The sequence below is a fragment of the Acidovorax sp. LjRoot66 genome (assembly GCF_964253305.1).
In the GTDB taxonomy this organism is placed as follows: domain Bacteria; phylum Pseudomonadota; class Gammaproteobacteria; order Burkholderiales; family Burkholderiaceae_C; genus Acidovorax.
Genome location: NZ_CAXUQU020000001.1, coordinates 2,341,038 through 2,358,448 on the forward strand (window position 1 = coordinate 2,341,038; position 17,411 = coordinate 2,358,448).

Consider the following 17,411-nt stretch of genomic DNA (forward strand, 5'->3'; position numbering starts at 1 on the left):
GGTGGTGGTCGCACACAGCCGTACCCTCTTCTACCTTCCTCTTCGGAGTGCCTTGAAATGATCGCCAAGAAACTACTTGCCGTGGCCGTGACCGCCGTGGTCGCCACCTTTGCCCTGAGCCAGGGCGCCCAGGCCGGCCCGCGCCTGGACAAGATCATGGAAACCAAGGTGCTGCGCGTCGGTACGCCCGGTGACTATCGCCCCTTCGCCATCAAGACCGACGCCGGCCTGTCGGGCCACGACATCGACGTGATCGAAGCCATGGCCAAGGAGCTGGGCGTGAAGATCGAGTACGTGCAGACCTCCTGGCCCAAGCTGATGGCAGACCTGCAGTCCGACCAGTTCGACATCGCCGTGGGCGGCATCACGCGCAACGTGGCGCGCATCCGTTTGATCGAAATGCTGCCCGGCTACGCGCCCTTCGGCAAGGTGGCGCTGGTGCGCTCGGCCGACAAGGCCAAGTACACCACCGTGGACGACCTGAACAAGCCCAATGTGCGCGTGATCAAGAACCCCGGCGGCACCAACGAAACCTTCGTGCTGCAGAACCTCAAGACCGCCCAGGTCAGCACGCACGACAAGAACGCCGAGATCCCTGCGCTCATCGCTGAAGGCAAGGGCGACGTGATGATCACCGAGACATACGAGGCCCTGGTCTACAGCAAGGCCGACCCGCGCCTGCACGCGGCCTTCATCGACGCACCGCTCACACCCAAGAGCTACCTGGGCTTCATGCTGCCCAAGGACGATGCGGACTACACGCGTGTGATGAATTTCGTCTGGGGCCAGATCGACAGCCGGGGCATCCTGAAAGGTGCCTCGGACAAGTGGCTGAAGTAAGCCGCTGAACTGCCAGGCTCCTCATACGGATTTGCATTCAATCGTATAACTAGGCGGGAAGCCGCAGACAGTGCTGTAGCACGGCAAGGCGGACCAACGAAGTTAGACGGTTGTTGAAGGCAAATCCGTATCAGAGCCTGGCTCAATGGGCATCAGGCGAGGGCAATTACCTGGGCGCGATAGCTCTCGCTGCCCTCGGCCCAGCCCAGCAGGCGGTCGATGTTGGGGTGTTTGCCCGGAAAGGCCTTGGCATCGGCCACATGCTCGCCATACCACTCCAACCCCAGCCGCGCCGCTGCCGGCGTGATGCTGCCGCCATACAGCGCAGCCAGCGCGGCATACACCACCAGCGAACCGGTCTGGCCGGGCTTGTTCTCGATGGTGGCAAGCACCTCGCCATCGGCGCCCAGCAATTGCAGGGCGGCGAGGTGGGAGGCGGAGGGGAGTTGCTGGAGGCGTGCGGCGAAGTTCATGAGGATAGACAAAGATCGAGGCGAGCATGGCCCGCCTGCGCTTGGTTGGAAAAGACCGCCGATCTTAAAACCCCCGCGCCTTCCTCAGTGCTTGGTTGGTGCCTTCATGGAGTCGTCCACCGGCGTCTCGGTGTGCATCACGCACTGCCAGCGCCCTTCGGCCTGGATCCAGGTGGAGCTGTCGTGCATCACCTGTTCGATGCTCTTTGCCTTATCGCCGCGCGGCGCCACGCCCTGCTTCACGCGGTAGGTCAGGATGCCTATCGCTTCGGTCGGGAACACCACCTGCATGTCGCTGAACTCGAACGAGGCGACCACCATCGGGCCTTCCTTGGCCATCTTGCCGTACATGGTGCGGTCGAATTGGAGCGCACCGTGGCTGCTGACCATCATGGCCGGCTCGGCCAGCAGGTCGGTGGCGGCGCCGATGTTCTCGTCGACCATGGCTTGCCAGAATTGGGTTTCCAGATCGATGAGCGTCTGGCGAGGTGCGGTTGTCGTAGGCATAGGGACCTCCGTTGTTTCATGAACAAGGGGCCATGGTGCCGCTGGCGTGGTCAGGCCGGCATCGGCTGAGTGCGAAGCGTGGGGTAGGGAAGGGCTGACAGTGGGCACTCCGCCATCACGCGGGGGCCTTTTGCGGGGCTTGGCGCAGGCTGACGTACTCCTCTGGGCTGATGTGCTGCACCTTGCCTTCCACCGTGATCACCATATGGGTGTTTGCCTTGCGTGCGTCTTCTGCTGCACGCAGGCCTGCCCCGGCAAGCGCCGCCAATACAGCCTGGGCCAGGTCATCGGTTGGGGCGGGAGCTTGGTCCAGCATCAATGGCTGCCGGTGCTGGTTTTCGTACAGAAACCAGGCATCGACGATGGGCTGGTAGGTGTGGGTCAGATGGAACGGCCCCGCATCAAACCGCCGCCTAACGACCTCATCAGGGATGTTGTGCCCGCCCTGCGACACCCGCAAGCGCACCCGCTCGATGGCCATGTCCGCACTGGGCAGTTGAAGGAAAATGAGGATCACCCGGTAGCCCAGATTGCGCCAATGTCGGATCTTGGTGGCATAGATGCGGCCCGAGAGGGTGGTTTCCAGCGCAAAGCTGCGCCGGTGGGTCACATGGTCGTCGATTTCCGCCAGCATGATGCGCCCCGCCTTGAGGGCGGCTGCCTCCGGTGCAAAGGGCGACAGGCCCGCCGCGATCAGGTCCGCATTGACAAATGCAGGGCATCGAGCCTCCACCGGCAGGAACTCGCGCGCGAACGTCGTTTTGCCCGCGCCATTGGGCCCGGCAATGATGATGGCCCGAGGCCCTGCTTCGGTGCTGGAGTGGTCGGTCACCGATGGATTGTGCCTCTGTGGCGTCAAGACCGTGGTGCCTCAAAAGCACAAAGGCGCCCTGGGCGCCTTTGTGCTGTGTGTGGGGTTTATTTGCCCCACGAATCCTTCAACCCCACCGCCAGGTTGAACACCGGCTTGCCCGGCTCATGGTCCAGCCGGTCGGCCACAAAGTACCCGTGGCGTTCAAACTGGAACTTGTCGTCCGGCATCGCGTTGGCCAGCGAAGGCTCCACGATGGCCGTCACCGTCTTCAGGCTGCTCGGGTTCAGGCCTTCGATGAAGTCCTTGCCGCCCGCGTCGGGCTGGGCTTCGAGGAACAGGCGGTCGTACATGCGCACTTCGGCATTCACGCCGTCGGCTACGCCCACCCAGGTGATGGCGGCCTTGACCTTGACGCTGTCGGCGCCGGGGGTACCGCTCTTGGTGTCTGGCACCACGGTAGCCAGCACTTCGGTGATCTTGCCGTCGGCATCCTTGGTGCAGCCGGTGCACTCGATGACGTAGCCGCCCTTGAGGCGCACCTTGTTGCCGGGGAACAGGCGCTTGTAGCCCTTGGGGGGCACTTCTTCAAAATCTTCGCGCTCGATCCACACCTCTTTGCCGATGGTGAAGTGGCGCTCGGGGCTTTCCACGCCTTCGGGCGGGTGGGGCAGCGAGGGCAGGGTGCAGGGCTCCAGGTGGCCTGCGCCCATGACCTCGTCCCAGTTGGTGAGCACCAGCTTGACGGGGTTGAGCACGGCCATGCCGCGGAAGGCCTTGAGCTCCAGGTCTTCGCGCAGGCAGCCTTCCAGGGTGCTGTAGTCGATCCAGCTGTCGCTCTTGGTCACGCCGATGCGATCGGCAAACACCTGCAGCGATTCGGGCGTGTAGCCGCGCCGGCGCAGGCCAACGATGGTGGGCATGCGCGGGTCGTCCCAGCCGCTCACCTTATGGTCGTACACCAGCTGGGCGAGCTTGCGCTTGCTGGTGATCACGTAGGTGAGGTTCAGGCGCGAGAACTCGTACTGGCGCGGCGGCGGGTTGCCCAGCAGGCCGCCTTCGGTGAGGCGCTCCAGCAGCCAGTCGTAAAACGGGCGCTGGTCTTCGAATTCCAGCGTGCACAGGCTGTGGGTGATCTGCTCCAGCGCATCCTCTATGGGGTGGGCATAGGTGTACATCGGGTAGATGCACCAGGTATCGCCGGTGTTGTGGTGCGTTGCGCGGCGGATGCGGTAGATCGCCGGGTCGCGCATGTTGATGTTGGGGCTGGCCATGTCGATCTTGGCGCGCAGCACCATGGACCCGTCTTCGTGCTCGCCATCGCGCATTTCGCGAAAGCGCTTCAGGTTTTCGGCCGGCGTGCGGGCGCGGAAGGGGCTGTCGACGCCCGGTTTGCCGAAGTCGCCGCGGTTGGCGCGCATCTGCTCCACGGTCTGCTCGTCCACGTAGGCGTGGCCGGCCTCGACCAAGTATTCGGCCGCGCGGTACATGAAGTCGAAATAGTCGCTGGCCTGGTAGGGCGCGGCGTTGGGGCTGCCGTTCCAGTCAAAGCCCAGCCATTTGACGGCATCGATGATGCTGTTGACGTACTCGGTGTCTTCTTTTTCGGGGTTGGTGTCGTCAAAGCGCAGGTGGCACACGCCGCCGTAGTCGCGCGCCAGGCCAAAATTGATACAAATGCTCTTGGCGTGGCCAATGTGCAGGTAGCCATTGGGTTCGGGCGGGAAGCGCGTGCGGATCTTGGCCGGGTCGGGCTGGCCCTTGGCGTGGTGTGCAGCATCGCCCGGCGTGCCACCCCATTGGCGGCTGGCATAGGTGCCCTTGTCGAGGTCGCTCTCGATGATCTGGCGCAGGAAGTTGCTCGTCTTGGCGGTCTCAGGGGCCGCTTCGGGGGCTGCGGCAGGGGTGTTGGCTGGGGTGGACGTGGTCATGGGGCCATTTTATGGGCAGGCCGGGCCGCTTGCTGCGGTGCAGCGCGGCCAGGGGCGCCAGGGGGCTGGCTGCACGCTGCAGCCTGCGCCCTCTGTGCCCGATTTGTAACTCCACGGGTCCCCCAAAAATGGTCTGTGGGCGCCTGCAACAGCCTGCCGGCCCCTACGCTGAAACGTTTTGGTGTGAACTATTGCGCAGGAGTGCGCACTCACGTGTACGTAAAGAAACAATAAAGATGGTGTTTCGTGCCATCCTTTCGGACATCTGGTGCGTTGAGTACCAGTGAGGCGAATCCCAACCAAGGGTGCCGCCTCCACTACCAGGAGATTTACATGACGAAAACCCGTTCTATCCAGTCCATGGCCGCCGCCGCTGGTGTGGCCCTGGCGCTCTTTGCAGCCGCCGGCTCCGCCCAGGCCCGCAGCGATGTCAACTGGTCGATAGGCCTGAGTTCGCCAGGTGTGGTGGTGGGCGTGGGCAACGGCTACCCGGTGTATTCCGCACCCGTGTACTCGGCCCCAGCGCCCGTGTACTACGCACCGCGCCCGGTGTACCAGGCTGCGCCCCCCGTTTACTATGCGCCCCCAGCGCCTGTGTACTATGCGCCGCCCCCACCCCCGGCCTACTACTACCGCGGCGGTGGCTACGGCCATCACCACCACGGCCACGGCGGTCGTGGTCGCTGGGACCGCTGATCCCGGCTTGACGAGGCCCTGAAAGGGCTTCGCCCGGACCCGGCGCTGCCACCCTGTGTGGTACGCCTGGGTGCTTGGGGCGGCGGTGGCGGGCACCGCATAATCCCGCGTTGGCAGGAAGAGTTTTTGGCGCTTCCACCACGGCTTGCCTGGCATATGGTCGGCAAGCCCATCCCAACGCCCGGAGAGCTGCTGCACCATGTCGTCTGCCCAGAAGAAAACCGTCTTTGTCCTCAATGGCCCCAACCTGAACCTGCTGGGCACGCGCGAACCCGCCGTGTATGGCGCGCACACCCTGGCCGATGTGGAGCAGATGTGCGTTGAGGCCTGCGAGCGCCACGGTTTTGCGCTGCGTTTTCACCAGAGCAACCATGAAGGCGCGCTGGTGGACTGGATCCATGAGGCCGGCCGCCTGCATGCTGCTGGCGAGTTGGTCGGTGTGGTGCTCAATGCCGGCGCCTACACGCACACCAGCGTGGCCCTGCACGATGCCACCAAGGGCACGGCCATCACGCTGATCGAGCTGCACATCAGCAATGTGCATGCACGCGAAGCCTTCCGCCACCACTCCTACATTGCCGCAGCGGCCAAGGCCGTGATGTGCGGCTTTGGCGTGCGCGGCTACGCGCTGGCCATCGACGGCCTGGCGGGCATGTGATGACCGCTGGGGACGACGAGGACCAACACCCCGCAGCCCCTGCGCGCGAGGTCGCCCGCCTGCCTTCCCCCGAGATCGACCGCCTGCGCGCCCTGGCCCAGCGCCACACCACCCCCTGCGGCAGTGGTGACATGGTGTGGCACCGCTGGGGCGAGGCCCGTGGCGACGTGCCTCCGCTGGTGCTGCTGCACGGCGGCAGCGGCAGTTGGACGCATTGGGTGCGCAACATCGAACCCCTGGTGGCCGCCGGCCGCCAGATCTGGATACCCGACCTGCCGGGGTTTGGCGATTCGGCCACCCCGCCCACGGGCGGCGATGCCGACGCCCTGGTCGAACCCATGGCCGACGGCCTGCGCGCGCTGTTCGGCCCGCAACCGGTGGACCTGGTGGGCTTTTCGTTCGGCGGGCTCACCGCCGGGCTCACGCTGGCGGCCCACCCCGAACTGGCGCGCCAACTGGTGGTGGTGGGTGCCCCCGCCATGGGCGTGGTGGCCGAACGGCCTGTGCGCCTGAAGGGCTGGCGCCACCTGCCGCCCGCCGAGCAACTCGACATGCACCGCTACAACCTGGCTGTGCTGATGCTGCGCGATGCAGCCCTGGTCGAAGGCCTGGCGCTCGAAGTGCACGTGGGCAATGTGGTGCGCGACCGCATGACGCGCCGCCGCCTGGCGCGCACCGACATCCTGGCCCGCTCGCTGCCGCAGGTGACCTGCCCGGTGCACGTGATCTACGGCGAAGCCGATGCGCTGTACCAGGGCTTCATGGCCGAGCTGGAGGCTGCGTATGCCGCCGCCGTGCCGGATTTTCGTGGCATGGCCCTGGTGGCCGATGCCGGGCACTGGGTGCAGTTCGAGCGGCCCGAGGTTTTCTTGCAGGCCCTGCTGGCAGCGCTGGCCGATGGCGCGGCGGGCAGAAGGGGCTGACATGGCAGACACCCCGCTCGACCCCAAGCCACCTGCGCCTGCAGCAGCAACCGCCTTGCCCGAGGCAGCACCACGCCCACCGCGCCCGCCGCAGGAGGCCCCGCGCGTCAACGGCCAGGTCGCCGTGTTGCAGGTCGACGAGCGCGAGGTCGAGATCACCGCCATGCGCGCCCAGGGCGCGGGCGGGCAGAACGTCAACAAGGTGTCGAGCGCCGTGCACCTGCGCTTCGACATCGCGGCGTCTTCGTTGTCCGAAGGCGTGAAGGAGCGCCTGCTGGCCCTGCGCGATTCGCGCATCACGCAAGACGGCGTGGTCGTCATCAAGGCCCAGCAGTACCGCAGCCAGGAGCAGAACCGCAGCGATGCCATCGAGCGGCTGAACGCCCTGGTCAACACCGTGGCCGCGCCCCCGCGCGTGCGGCGGGCGACCAAGCCGACGTATGGGTCCAAGCAGCGGCGGCTGGAGGGCAAGAGCCAGCGGAGTGAGACGAAGGCGTTGCGGGGGCGGGTGAAGGACTGAGTGGGTCTGCGTGTCTTGATGTGTGTGCTTCAAGGGCTCGATTGACCTCAAAAACGCAACAATCCGTTTGTCCCCAGGGGCTTGGTCTCGACCTGCGTAAGTCCTAAAGTACCTCTCAGACCCTAGAGAGAGTAGCCCCACCATGTCCGCCACCACCCAAGCCCCCTTGTCTTCGCCCGCCACCGTCCCCGCCCTGTTCGTATCGCACGGCGCGCCGCTGTTCGCCATCGACGCCGGCACTACCGGCCCTGCGCTCACGCAGTGGGGCCAAGGGCTGCGGGCGCAGTTTCCCGGGCTGCGCGGTGTGGTGATCATGTCGCCGCACTGGATGGCGCGCAGCCCGCAGGTGATGACGGGGCCGCAGCCGGCCACCTGGCATGACTTTGGCGGTTTTCCGCAGGCGCTGTACCAACTGCAGTACCCGGCCCCGGGCTCGCCCGCGCTGGCGCAGGAGGTGCTGGGCTTGCTGCAGGCGGCCGGCGTGGCCGCGCAGGGCGATGCCGCGCGGCCCTTCGACCATGGCGCCTGGGTGCCGCTGATGCATTTGTTCCCCGACGCCGACCTGCCGGTGGTGCAGGTGGCCCTGCCGGCGGGCGCAGGCCCTGCCGAGGTGTTTGCGCTGGGTGCGGCGCTGCGCGGGCTGCGCAGCCAGGGCGTGCTGGTGGTGGGTTCGGGCAGCATGACGCACAACCTGTCCGAGTTCTTTGGCGGCGTGCGCGAGCCCGCGCCCTATGTGCTGGAGTTCAGCCGCTGGATCGAGGATGCGCTGGCCCGCGGTGACATGCAGGCGCTGCTCGACTACCGCAGCCAGGCGCCGCATGCGGCGCGCGCTCACCCGACGGAAGACCACTTCCTGCCCATTTTTTTCGCGCTGGGTGCGGCCGGCGATGACCTGCAGGCGCAGTACCTGAGCCGCGAGGTGATGTACAGCATGTTGTCGATGGACGCATTTGCCTTGCAACCTGCTGCACACTGAGCGGCGAACAAACCTCTTCTGCTGGCACCCTTTCACCATAAAGATTCATGACTACACCTCAACTGCCGCTGACCTACCTGCACCGCCCCGCCGCCGCCGGCACCACCGAGCCCTGGCTGCTGGTGCTGATGCACGGCGTGGGCAGCAATGAGCAGGACCTGTTCGGCCTGGCGCCGCATGTGCCCGGGCGCTTCCATGTGCTGAGCCTGCGCGCGCCGTTCCGCATGGGGCCGGGGGCCAACGCCTGGTTCGAGTTTTCGGTGGCGCCCAATGGCGACCGCACCATCAACGAGCCGCAGGAGCTGCAAAGCCGCGCGCTGGTGGCGCAGGCGGTGGAGGCCGCTGCATCGCAACTGGGTGTGCCGGCCAGCCGCGTGGTGGTGGGCGGGTTCAGCCAGGGCGGCATCATGTCGCTGTCGCTGCTGCTCACCCAGCCCGCGCTGCTGCAGGCCGCCATGGTGTGGCACAGCCGGCTGTTGCCCCAGGTGCTGCCAGCCGCCGCGCCGGCCGCTGCGCTGCAGGGCAAGCAGCTGTGGGTGAGCCATGGCACGCAGGACAACGTGATCCCGCTGGCGCAGGCGCATGCCATCCGCGAGCATTTCGCGCAGTTGCCGGTGGCGCTGAGCTACCGCGAGTTCCCGGGCATGCACGAGATCCGCCCGGCCGAGCTGGCGGCTACGGTGGACTGGTTGCAGACCTTGTAGGAATCTCCCGCGTCTGGGCACGCTGTTGCTTGCATGCAGCGTGCCCATGACGAAAACAGGGCGTTACGTCTTGCCGGAACCTAAAGGGTTTCCAATGGTCAGGCCATGATCATCCGGGCCGCTGCGTTGGCCGCACCCCGGCCCATGACGCAAGGACCCCTGCATGCCCGATCCAGTGCTCGACCCCGACCGCGATTTCTCCGAACTGCGCAGTGACCACCACCCGGTGCCGGCGCGCAGCGCCAGCAGGTCGTCCACCGGATGGATCGCGGCCTTGTCGGTCGTGGCCGTGCTGGGCGCCGGCTACGCATGGTGGCGCTGGCAGGCCAACTCCGGGACACCGGCCGAGCCACCCGCCAGCACTGCGCCGCCCGAGGCGGCTGCATCGGCACCCGTGGCTGCTGCATCGGAGCCCACGGGCCCGCAGAACCTCATCGACCCGCTGGCCCCGGCCGATGCCGCGCAGTTGCCTGAACTGGCCGAGTCCGATGCTGCAGTGGCCCAGGCGCTGACCGAACTGCTGGGGCAGCCCTCGGTGGGTTCGTTCTTGCAGCTTGACGGCTTTGTGCGCCGCGCGGTGGCCACGGTGGACAACCTGCCGCGGGCCCAGGCACCCTCGCGCATGTGGCCGGTGCAGCTGGCGCCGCGCCGTTTCAGCGTGGAGGGCGTGCCCGGCACCCACGGCCAACTGGCCATTGCGGGCGGCAATGCCGGGCGCTACAGCGCCTTCGTGGCCTTTGCCGAGGCGATCCCCGTCGACCAGGCCGTGGCCTTGTACGCGCGGCTGTACCCGCTGTTCCAGCAAGCCTACGAAGAGCTGGGCTACCCGGGCAAATACTTCAACGACCGCCTGGTGGCCGTGCTCGACCACCTGCTCAAGACACCCGAGCCCACCGGCCCGCTGCTGGTGGAACTGACCGAGGTGAAGGGCGAAGTGACCTCCACCCGGCCCTGGGTGCGCTACGAGTTTGTGGACCCGCAGCTGCAGGGGCTGTCGAGCGGGCAGAAGATGCTGGTGCGCATGGGCCCGGACAACGAAAAGCGCCTCAAGGCCCGTCTGGCCGAGTTCCGCAAGCGCGTGGCCACGGGGGTGGGACCCAAGGCTGCGGGCAAGGGGCAGGCCAAGGCCACAGCAGCGGTGAAGAAGGCGCAGTAAGCGCCCGCTGACCTACTGCGCTACGCGCACGATGGTTTTCCCAAAGTTCTGCCCCTGCAGAACGCGGCGCAGCGCCTCGGGCGCGTTCTCCAGCCCGTCCACGATGTCCTCGCGCAGGCGCACCTGTCCTTGCGTGATCCAGGCCGCCATCTCGCGGCGGAAGCTGTCGAAACGTTCGCCGTAGTGGTCCAGGATGATGAAGCCCTGCATGCGCACGCGCTTTTGCAGCAGCGTGGCCGTGAGCTGGGGTAACCGATCAGGCCCGGGATTGGGCGTGCTGTCGTTGTAGTGGGCGATGAAGCCGCACACCGGCACACGCGCATGCAAGTTGAGCAGCGGCAAGACTGCATCGAACACCTCGCCCCCCACGTTCTCGAAGTACACGTCGATGCCCTGCGGGCAGGCCGCAGCAAGCCGCTCGGCCAGGCCGGGTTCGCGCCGGTCCAGGCAGGCGTCGAAGCCCAGCTCCTGCACCGCATGGCGGCACTTGTCGGCACCGCTGGCAATGCCCACCACGCGAGCGCCCTTGAGCCTGGCGATCTGGCCCACGATGGCGCCCACGGCGCCGGTGGCTGCGGCCACCACCACCGTCTCGCCGGGCTGGGGCTTGCCGATGTCGAGCAGGCCCACGTAGGCCGTGAAGCCCGGCATGCCCAGGCCGCCGAGCGACTGCGAGGGCTGCGCCGCACCGCCCAGCGCCAGCAGGTCGCTGCCATCGGACAGGGCGTAGTCCTGCCAGCCGGCATTGGCCAGCACCAGGTCGCCCTCGTGGAATTGGGCGTTGCGCGAGGTGACGACGCGGCTCACGGTGCCGCCGACCATGGGCGCGCCGATCTCCACGGGCGGCGCGTAGCCGGGGCCGATGGGATCCATCAGGTTGCGCATGTACGGATCGATGGACAGGTACAGCGTCTTCAGCAGCACTTGGCCGTCGGCGGGTTCGGGCACGGGTTGCGTCTCTAGCCCGAAATGCTTTGGCTCAGGCAGCCCTTGCGGGCGTGCGGCGAGCGTGATGCGGCGGTTGGTCTCGGTTGCCATGGTGCTTGCTCCCTGGATCAGGCGGCTACCGCAGGCCGGGGGCCGTGGCGCAGGGTGAGCAAGGTACCCAGCGTCAGCGCAGCCAGAGCAAACGCGGGCCCGCCCAGGGCACCCACATGGTCCACCATCAGGCCGCCGAAGATGGCGCCGCTGGCGATGGCGATCTGGAAGGCCGCCACCAGCAGCCCGCCCGCGCCCTCGGCCTGGTCGGGCGCGGCACGCACGATCCAGGTCTGAAAGCCCACGGGGAAGGCGCCGAAGGCAAAGCCCCACAGCGTGACGGCGATTGCCGTGATGGCGGCCGACTGGCCGGCCACCAGCAAGGTGGCGGCCAGCACGGCGATGACGGCGCCGCCGGCGACGATGGCCTGGCGCTCGCTGCGCCCGGCGATCCACCCGCCCACGAAGTTGCCGAAGAAGCCGCCCACGCCGTAGCCCAGCAGCACGGCGGTGATGGTGGCCACCGACAGGTGCGTGACCTGCTCCATCAGCGGGCGGATGTAGGTGAAGCCTGCGAAGTGGCCCGAGATCACCAGCAGCACCGCCAGCAGCGCCACGCGCACCGGTGGGCGGCGCAGCAGCTCACCCAGCACCTTGAGGTTGGGGTTGTCGCGCGGGGGCAGGGCGGGCAGCGCCACCAGTTGCACGGCCAGGGTGATCAGGCTGATGCCGCCGGCCGCGATGAAGGCGCTGCGCCAGCCCCACATATCGCCCATCCAGGCGCCGATGGGCGCCGCGCAGACGGTGGCCACCGACACCCCGGTGAGGATGAACGACATGGCCCGTGCGAACAGCGATGCCGGCACCAGCCGCATGGCCAGCGCCGCCGACATGGACCAGAAGCCCCCCAGCGCCACGCCCAGCAGCACCCGCGCCGCCAGCAGCGTGGCCATGCTGCCGGCCAGGGCCGACATCAGGTTGGACAGCACCAGCAGCAGCGTGAAGGCGATCATCACCAGCCGCCGGTCGATGCGGCGCGTGAGCAGCGGCAGCGAAGGGGCGGCTACGGCGGCTACCAGCGCCGTCACGGTGACGGCCTGGCCGGCGGCGCCATCGCTCACGCGCAGGTCGCTGGCCATGGCGGTGAGCAGGCTGGCGGGCAAAAACTCGGCCGTGACCAGGCCGAAGACACCCAGGGCCATGGAGGCCACGGCGGCCCAGTGGGCCTCGGTGGGCTCGGGGGTGGAAAGGGGGGCGGGCGTGGCCTCGGCAGCGACGGCACCGGTGGGCGCATCAAGGCAGGCGGAGCAGGAGGGAGAGGAGGACACGGGAAAGGCCTTAGGGTGGATGGAAAGCCATGGTAGGGATAAGATGGCGGCGTTTCCATGCCATAAAAGCCGAAATGCTTGACTTTTTATCCAGACCCTTTGACCAAGTGGCTCAAGAGCCATTTGCCGAGCCGCCGGACCTGCTGACGCAGATCCTGCTCGGCCTGCGCCTGGACGGCGTGGAGTATGGCCGCTGCGTGCTGCACCCGCCGTGGGCCATTGCCTTCCCGGCGCAGCGCTCGGCGCGCTTTCACTTCGTGGGCCATGGCGGCGCCTGGCTGCGCACGCCCACGACCGACTGGCAGCGCCTGAACCCGGGTGATGCGGTGCTGCTGCCGCACGGCAGCTTCCACGTGCTGGCCAGTTCGCCCGACGTGCCGCCGGTGGACATCGATTCGCTGGCGCGCAAGGCCGTGTCCGAGAACATCTACCTGGTGGACGGGCGCGATGCCAACAACGCGCACCTGGGCGCCCCCGTGGCGCCGCCCCCGCCGCAGGCCCCGGACGTGATGTTCTGCGGCGCGCTGCGCTTCAACCTCGACCCGCTGCACCCGCTGATGGCCATGATGCCCGAGGTGATGATGGCCGGCGACCTGGCGCGGCGCGACACCACCGTGCCGGTGCTGCTCGACGCCATGGAGCGCGAGGTGGCGCAGGACCGCATGGGCGCCTGCGCGATTCTTGCGCGCCTGGCCGATGCGCTGGCGGCCAGCATCATCCGTGCCTGGGTGGAGTGCAGCTGCAACAACCCCACGGGCTGGATCGCCGCCGTGCGCTGCCCGCGCATCGGCAAGGTGATCGCCGCCATCCACGCCGAGCCCGAACGCGACTGGAGCGTGCCGCTGCTGGCCGACCTGATGGGCGCCTCGCGCTCGAGCTTTTCGGAATCGTTCACGCGCACCATGGGCGAGAGCCCGGCGCGCTACGTGGCCAAGGTCAAGATGTCGCAGGCACGCCGCTGGATCGCGCGCGACGGCATGCGCGTGGCCGTGGCGGCCAACCGGCTGGGCTATGAGTCCGAGGCCTCGTTCAGCCGGGCGTACAAGCGCATCATCGGGCACCCGCCGAGCACGGCGCGGGCGCAATGATGGAGACTGCGGGGGCTATGCCTTGGGCAATGGCAGCGGCAGCGCCGTCTTGTAGCGCACCTGCTTTAGTGCAAAGCTCGAGCGGATCTTTTCCACGCCGGGTATGGGGGCCAGCCGCTCCAGGATGAAGCGCTCCAGCGCCCCGATGTCGGGCACGGCCACGCGGATCAGGTAGTCGCTGTCGCCGCTCATGAGGTAGCACTCCATCACCTCGTCGTGCTCGGCGATGCGCTGCTCGAAGTCGCCCAGCGCTTCCTTGCTCTGCGTCTTCAGGCTGATGCTGATGAACACATTGAGCCCCAAGCCCAGCGCCGCCGCGCTGGCCAGCGCCACGTAGCGGCTGATGACGCCCGCGGCCTCCAGCGCCTTCACGCGCGCCAGGCAGGGCGAGGGCGACAGGTGCACGCGCCGCGCCAGCTCCACGTTGGACAGGGAGCCGTCGGCCTGCAGCTCGGCCAGAATGCGCAAATCCAGGGTATCCAGCTTCATGTGCCGGAGTTTAGGCGTTCTGCCGCACGAAGTGCTGTGATGGAGCCATCCACGGGCCAAAACGGCATCCCATGTGGCGCCGTAGTGACTACAGTTGCTGCATGAACGCCCCCACCGCCCACCACCACCTGATGCAGCCCTTGGCCACCGATACCGACCCGCAGGAGACCGCCGAGTGGCGCGATGCCTTCCTGGCCCTGGTAGCGACCGAGGGACCGGAGCGCGCGCGCTTCATACTGCAGGAAATGGTGCGCCTGGCGCGGGCCCGGCGCGTGGGCTGGCAGCCCGACCTGAACACGCCGTATGTGAACACCGTGGCCGTGCAGGACCAGCCTGTCTTCCCCGGCGACCTGGCCATCGAGGAGCGCGTGGCCTCCATCGTGCGCTGGAACGCGCTGGCCATGGTGGTGCGCGCCAACCAGGCCTATGGCGAACTGGGTGGGCACATCGCCAGCTACGCCAGCGCGGCCGACCTGTTCGAGAGCGGCTTCAACCATTTCTTCCGTGCCCGTGAAGGCGTGGGCGAGGGGCAGCACCGGGGTGACCTGGTGTTCTTCCAGCCGCACAGCGCGCCGGGCGTGTATGCGCGCGCCTACATGGAAGGGCGCCTGTCCGAGCAGGACCTGATGCATTACCGCCAGGAGCTCACGGCCCCTGCCGCCGGCGCGCAGGGCCTGTCGAGCTACCCGCACCCCTGGCTGATGCCGGACTTCTGGCAGTTCCCCACGGGGTCGATGGGCATCGGTCCCATCAGCAGCATCTACCACGCGCGCTTCATGCGCTACCTCACGCACCGCAACCTGCTCGACTGCAGCCAGCGCAAGGTGTGGGGCGTGTTCGGCGATGGCGAGATGGACGAGCCCGAGAGCATGAGCGCGCTGACCCTGGCTGCGCGAGAGGGGCTCGACAACCTGGTGTGGGTGGTCAACTGCAACCTGCAGCGCCTGGACGGCCCGGTGCGCGGCAACGGCCGCATCATCGACGAGCTGGAGCGGCTGTTCGCCGGCGCGGGCTGGAACGTGGTCAAGCTCGTCTGGGGCAGCGACTGGGATGGCCTGTTTGCCCGCGACCTCACGGGCGCGCTGGTGCGCACGCTCGAAGGCACGGTGGACGGCCAGATGCAGACCTTTGCGGCCAAGGACGGGCGCTTCAACCGCGACAACTTCTTCGGCCAGAACCCCGAGCTGGCGGCCCTGGCCCAGGGCATGACGGACGAGCAGATCGACCGCCTCAAGCGCGGCGGGCACGACCTGGTGAAGATCCACGCCGCGTATGCCGCCGCCGCGCGCCACCAGGGCCAGCCCACGGTGATCCTGGCGCACACCAAGAAGGGCTACGGCATGGGCACGGCCGGCCAGGGCAAGATGACCACGCACAGCCAGAAGAAGCTGGACGAGACCGACCTCATCGAGTTTCGCAACCGCTTCAACCTGCCGCTTACCGATGAGCAGGCCACCAGCCTGGCCTTCTTCAAGCCTGCGGAGGACAGCCCCGAGATGCGCTACCTGCGCAGCCACCGCCAGAACCTGGGCGGCTATCTGCCGCGCCGCGAGACGGCATGCGAGGCGTTGCCCGTGCCCGCCATCGAAAGCTACGCGCAGTTCGCGCTGCAGGCCGATGGCAAGGAGATGAGCACCACCATGGCCTTCGTGCGCATGCTCGGCAGTTTGCTCAAGGACGCCACGCTGGGCCCGCGCATCGTGCCCATCGTGGCCGACGAGGCGCGCACCTTCGGCATGGCCAACCTGTTCAAGCAGGTCGGCATCTACAGCAGCGTAGGCCAGCGCTATGCGCCCGAGGACATTGGCTCGGTGCTGAGCTACCGCGAGGCGCTCGACGGCCAGATCCTCGAAGAGGGCATCAGCGAGGCCGGCGCCATCGCCAGCTGGACGGCTGCGGCCACCAGCTACAGCGTGCACGGCCTGGCCATGCTGCCGTTCTACATCTACTACTCGATGTTTGGGTTTCAGCGCGTGGGCGACGCCATCTGGGCCGCCGCAGACCAGCGCGCGCGGGGCTTTTTGCTGGGCGCCACCTCGGGCCGCACCACGCTGGGCGGCGAGGGCCTGCAGCACCAGGACGGCAGCAGCCACCTGGTGGCGGCCACCATTCCCAACTGCAAGGCCTACGATCCGGCCTACGCGGGCGAGATGGCCGTGATCGTCGACGCGGGCATGCGCGAGATGGTGACCGAGCAGCGCGACGTCTTCTACTACGTCACGCTGATGAACGAAAACTACGCCCAGCCCGACCTGCCCGCCGGTGCGGCCGAGGGGGTGCTGCGCGGCTGCTATGTGTTCCAGCGCTTCGGTGCCGAAAGCGGCTCGGCGGCCAATGCCCGCCACGTGACGCTGATGGGCTCCGGCGCCATCCTCACCGAGGTGGTGAAGGCCGCGCAGCAACTGGCCGCCGAAGGCATTGCAGCCACTGTGGTCAGCGTGACCAGCTGGAGCGAATTGGCACGCGATGGCGTGGCGTGCGAGCAGCGCGCCATCGCGGGAGAAGATAAGCCGGGTACCCCCTGGCTTGCAGCACAGCTGGCCGCCACAAGCGGTCCGGTGATTGCTGCAACCGACTATGTGCGCGCCGTGCCCGAGACCGTGCGCGCCTTCGTGCCCGAGGGGCGCAAGTACCTGACCCTGGGGACCGATGGCTTCGGGCGCAGCGATACGCGGGCGGCGCTGCGGGAGTTCTTCGGGGTGGATGCGGCCGCCGTGGTACGGGCAGCCAGGTTTGCGTTGGGGGCCACGTCAGCCCGGTGAGCATGCAGGGCGCAAGCCTTGCCTTGGGTGACCGCATTGAGGGCGGCAAGCGTGGTGCGCTACGCTTGCCGCCCTTGTGCTTTGTTTTGCCGTTTTTTGCCCATGCCCCAGCCCTTTGCCACTGTCGCCCTGACTGCCGAGAACATCGCCTGCTGTGCGGACCTGTACCGGGGCGTGTTCAACGCACCGCCCTGAAACGATGGATGGGAGCATGCCGCTGTGGTGGAGCGGCTCGCGGCATTCATGGCCTTCCCGGCTGCGCGCGCAATGGCGTTGCTGGTCGAGGAGGTGCCGGTTGCGATGGTGCTGGGCTGGAAGGAGCGGTGGGTGAATGGGTGGACGTTTCACATCAAGGAGATGTGCGTGGCGGGGCATCTGCAGCGGCAAGGGGCTGGTTCGGTGCTGATGCGTGCGTTCGAGGATGTGCTGCGAGGCGAGGGCGTTGTGAGTTTGAATTTGCAGACGCTGGAGAGCGCGACGGCATTTGGGTTTTATGAGGGCTTGGGCTATCGCAAGGGTCAGGTGGTGATGCTGGGGAAGCTGCTGTAGTTGCCCAAGCCATCGGCACACG

The 17,411-nt window shown here is 67.5% G+C and carries 18 protein-coding genes; 11 read left to right on the top strand and 7 right to left on the bottom strand.

Annotated elements, in window-relative coordinates; genetic code table 11:
• Positions 1-57: 57 nt before the first annotated feature.
• Complete coding sequence (locus ACSQ3Y_RS10825; protein ID WP_436177276.1) at positions 58-840, top strand: transporter substrate-binding domain-containing protein; 783 nt, start codon at positions 58-60, stop codon at positions 838-840.
• Between the two features lie 152 nt (positions 841-992).
• Here ACSQ3Y_RS10825 and ACSQ3Y_RS10830 read toward each other — a convergent pair whose 3' ends face one another.
• The 4 genes from ACSQ3Y_RS10830 to ACSQ3Y_RS10845 all read right to left on the bottom strand — a co-directional run bounded on the left by ACSQ3Y_RS10830 (position 993) and on the right by ACSQ3Y_RS10845 (position 4,562).
• Complete coding sequence (locus ACSQ3Y_RS10830) at positions 993-1,313, bottom strand: DUF2322 family protein (protein WP_436177277.1); 321 nt, start codon at positions 1,311-1,313, stop codon at positions 993-995.
• A gap of 84 nt (positions 1,314-1,397) precedes the next feature.
• On the bottom strand, positions 1,398-1,820 hold the full coding sequence (locus ACSQ3Y_RS10835) for a nuclear transport factor 2 family protein (protein WP_436177278.1): 423 nt from the start codon (positions 1,818-1,820) through the stop codon (positions 1,398-1,400).
• Positions 1,821-1,935: 115 nt separating this feature from the next.
• Entirely contained in the window at positions 1,936-2,652 is a 717-nt protein-coding gene (locus ACSQ3Y_RS10840; protein WP_436177279.1) for a zeta toxin family protein, read from the bottom strand.
• An 86-nt stretch (positions 2,653-2,738) separates the two neighbouring features.
• Complete coding sequence (locus ACSQ3Y_RS10845; protein WP_436177280.1) at positions 2,739-4,562, bottom strand: glutamine--tRNA ligase/YqeY domain fusion protein; 1,824 nt, start codon at positions 4,560-4,562, stop codon at positions 2,739-2,741.
• Positions 4,563-4,895: 333 nt separating this feature from the next.
• Between ACSQ3Y_RS10845 and ACSQ3Y_RS10850 the strand changes: the two genes are divergently transcribed.
• The 7 genes from ACSQ3Y_RS10850 to ACSQ3Y_RS10880 all read left to right on the top strand — a co-directional run bounded on the left by ACSQ3Y_RS10850 (position 4,896) and on the right by ACSQ3Y_RS10880 (position 10,195).
• The gene (locus tag ACSQ3Y_RS10850) at positions 4,896-5,258 is read left to right on the top strand and encodes a hypothetical protein (RefSeq protein WP_057199504.1); all 363 of its coding nucleotides are present in this window, start codon (positions 4,896-4,898) and stop codon (positions 5,256-5,258) included.
• A gap of 199 nt (positions 5,259-5,457) precedes the next feature.
• Entirely contained in the window at positions 5,458-5,916 is a 459-nt protein-coding gene (gene aroQ / locus ACSQ3Y_RS10855) for a type II 3-dehydroquinate dehydratase (protein ID WP_057269460.1), read from the top strand.
• A complete protein-coding gene (locus ACSQ3Y_RS10860) occupies positions 5,916-6,839 on the top strand; it encodes an alpha/beta fold hydrolase (protein ID WP_436177281.1) in 924 nt (307 codons plus the stop codon). The genes aroQ and ACSQ3Y_RS10860 overlap by 1 nt, the downstream gene beginning before the upstream one ends.
• A 55-nt stretch (positions 6,840-6,894) precedes the next feature.
• Positions 6,895-7,359: an alternative ribosome rescue aminoacyl-tRNA hydrolase ArfB gene (gene arfB / locus ACSQ3Y_RS10865; protein WP_416208604.1), complete on the top strand. Its 465-nt coding sequence runs from the start codon at positions 6,895-6,897 to the stop codon at positions 7,357-7,359.
• A 142-nt stretch (positions 7,360-7,501) separates the two neighbouring features.
• Positions 7,502-8,335 carry a DODA-type extradiol aromatic ring-opening family dioxygenase gene (locus ACSQ3Y_RS10870; RefSeq protein WP_436177282.1) on the top strand — a complete coding sequence of 278 codons (834 nt, stop codon included), beginning with the start codon at positions 7,502-7,504 and terminating at the stop codon, positions 8,333-8,335.
• 47 nt (positions 8,336-8,382) lie between these two features.
• Positions 8,383-9,039 carry an alpha/beta hydrolase gene (locus tag ACSQ3Y_RS10875; RefSeq protein WP_436177283.1) on the top strand — a complete coding sequence of 219 codons (657 nt, stop codon included), beginning with the start codon at positions 8,383-8,385 and terminating at the stop codon, positions 9,037-9,039.
• Positions 9,040-9,202: 163 nt separating this feature from the next.
• A complete protein-coding gene (locus ACSQ3Y_RS10880; RefSeq protein WP_436177284.1) occupies positions 9,203-10,195 on the top strand; it encodes a DUF3014 domain-containing protein in 993 nt (330 codons plus the stop codon).
• A 12-nt stretch (positions 10,196-10,207) separates the two neighbouring features.
• On the opposite strand, the gene ACSQ3Y_RS10885 is transcribed toward ACSQ3Y_RS10880, so the two are convergent.
• Entirely contained in the window at positions 10,208-11,233 is a 1,026-nt protein-coding gene (locus tag ACSQ3Y_RS10885) for an NADP-dependent oxidoreductase (RefSeq protein ID WP_436177285.1), read from the bottom strand.
• Between the two features lie 17 nt (positions 11,234-11,250).
• Entirely contained in the window at positions 11,251-12,501 is a 1,251-nt protein-coding gene (locus tag ACSQ3Y_RS10890; protein ID WP_436177286.1) for an MFS transporter, read from the bottom strand.
• Between the two features lie 74 nt (positions 12,502-12,575).
• Here ACSQ3Y_RS10890 and ACSQ3Y_RS10895 point away from each other — a divergent pair, with 74 nt between their 5' ends.
• Complete coding sequence (locus ACSQ3Y_RS10895; protein WP_436177287.1) at positions 12,576-13,589, top strand: AraC family transcriptional regulator; 1,014 nt, start codon at positions 12,576-12,578, stop codon at positions 13,587-13,589.
• Positions 13,590-13,604: 15 nt separating this feature from the next.
• On the opposite strand, the gene ACSQ3Y_RS10900 is transcribed toward ACSQ3Y_RS10895, so the two are convergent.
• On the bottom strand, positions 13,605-14,078 hold the full coding sequence (locus ACSQ3Y_RS10900; protein ID WP_057269465.1) for an Lrp/AsnC family transcriptional regulator: 474 nt from the start codon (positions 14,076-14,078) through the stop codon (positions 13,605-13,607).
• A gap of 101 nt (positions 14,079-14,179) precedes the next feature.
• Between ACSQ3Y_RS10900 and mdeB the strand changes: the two genes are divergently transcribed.
• Together mdeB and ACSQ3Y_RS10910 are read left to right on the top strand one after the other, a co-directional pair.
• Positions 14,180-16,840, top strand: coding sequence for an alpha-ketoglutarate dehydrogenase (mdeB, locus tag ACSQ3Y_RS10905; RefSeq protein ID WP_436177288.1), 2,661 nt, complete (start codon positions 14,180-14,182; stop codon positions 16,838-16,840).
• Between the two features lie 243 nt (positions 16,841-17,083).
• A complete protein-coding gene (locus ACSQ3Y_RS10910) occupies positions 17,084-17,389 on the top strand; it encodes a GNAT family N-acetyltransferase (protein ID WP_436177289.1) in 306 nt (101 codons plus the stop codon).
• The last annotated feature ends 22 nt before the right edge of the window (positions 17,390-17,411 follow it).

Excerpts from the sequence above, each read along its gene's own strand:
- ACSQ3Y_RS10880 (WP_436177284.1), top strand. The coding sequence starts at position 9,203 with ATGCCCGATCCAGTGCTCGACCCCGACCGCGATTTCTCCGAACTGCGC.
- ACSQ3Y_RS10825 (WP_436177276.1), top strand. The coding sequence starts at position 58 with ATGATCGCCAAGAAACTACTTGCCGTGGCCGTGACCGCCGTGGTCGCC.
- mdeB (WP_436177288.1), top strand. The coding sequence starts at position 14,180 with ATGAACGCCCCCACCGCCCACCACCACCTGATGCAGCCCTTGGCCACC.
- aroQ (WP_057269460.1), top strand. The coding sequence starts at position 5,458 with ATGTCGTCTGCCCAGAAGAAAACCGTCTTTGTCCTCAATGGCCCCAAC.
- ACSQ3Y_RS10885 (WP_436177285.1), bottom strand. The coding sequence starts at position 11,233 with ATGGCAACCGAGACCAACCGCCGCATCACGCTCGCCGCACGCCCGCAA.
- ACSQ3Y_RS10860 (WP_436177281.1), top strand. The coding sequence starts at position 5,916 with ATGACCGCTGGGGACGACGAGGACCAACACCCCGCAGCCCCTGCGCGC.
- ACSQ3Y_RS10850 (WP_057199504.1), top strand. The coding sequence starts at position 4,896 with ATGACGAAAACCCGTTCTATCCAGTCCATGGCCGCCGCCGCTGGTGTG.
- ACSQ3Y_RS10835 (WP_436177278.1), bottom strand. The coding sequence starts at position 1,820 with ATGCCTACGACAACCGCACCTCGCCAGACGCTCATCGATCTGGAAACC.
- ACSQ3Y_RS10870 (WP_436177282.1), top strand. The coding sequence starts at position 7,502 with ATGTCCGCCACCACCCAAGCCCCCTTGTCTTCGCCCGCCACCGTCCCC.
- ACSQ3Y_RS10900 (WP_057269465.1), bottom strand. The coding sequence starts at position 14,078 with ATGAAGCTGGATACCCTGGATTTGCGCATTCTGGCCGAGCTGCAGGCC.
- ACSQ3Y_RS10910 (WP_436177289.1), top strand. The coding sequence starts at position 17,084 with ATGGCCTTCCCGGCTGCGCGCGCAATGGCGTTGCTGGTCGAGGAGGTG.
- ACSQ3Y_RS10875 (WP_436177283.1), top strand. The coding sequence starts at position 8,383 with ATGACTACACCTCAACTGCCGCTGACCTACCTGCACCGCCCCGCCGCC.
- ACSQ3Y_RS10845 (WP_436177280.1), bottom strand. The coding sequence starts at position 4,562 with ATGACCACGTCCACCCCAGCCAACACCCCTGCCGCAGCCCCCGAAGCG.
- ACSQ3Y_RS10895 (WP_436177287.1), top strand. The coding sequence starts at position 12,576 with ATGCTTGACTTTTTATCCAGACCCTTTGACCAAGTGGCTCAAGAGCCA.
- ACSQ3Y_RS10830 (WP_436177277.1), bottom strand. The coding sequence starts at position 1,313 with ATGAACTTCGCCGCACGCCTCCAGCAACTCCCCTCCGCCTCCCACCTC.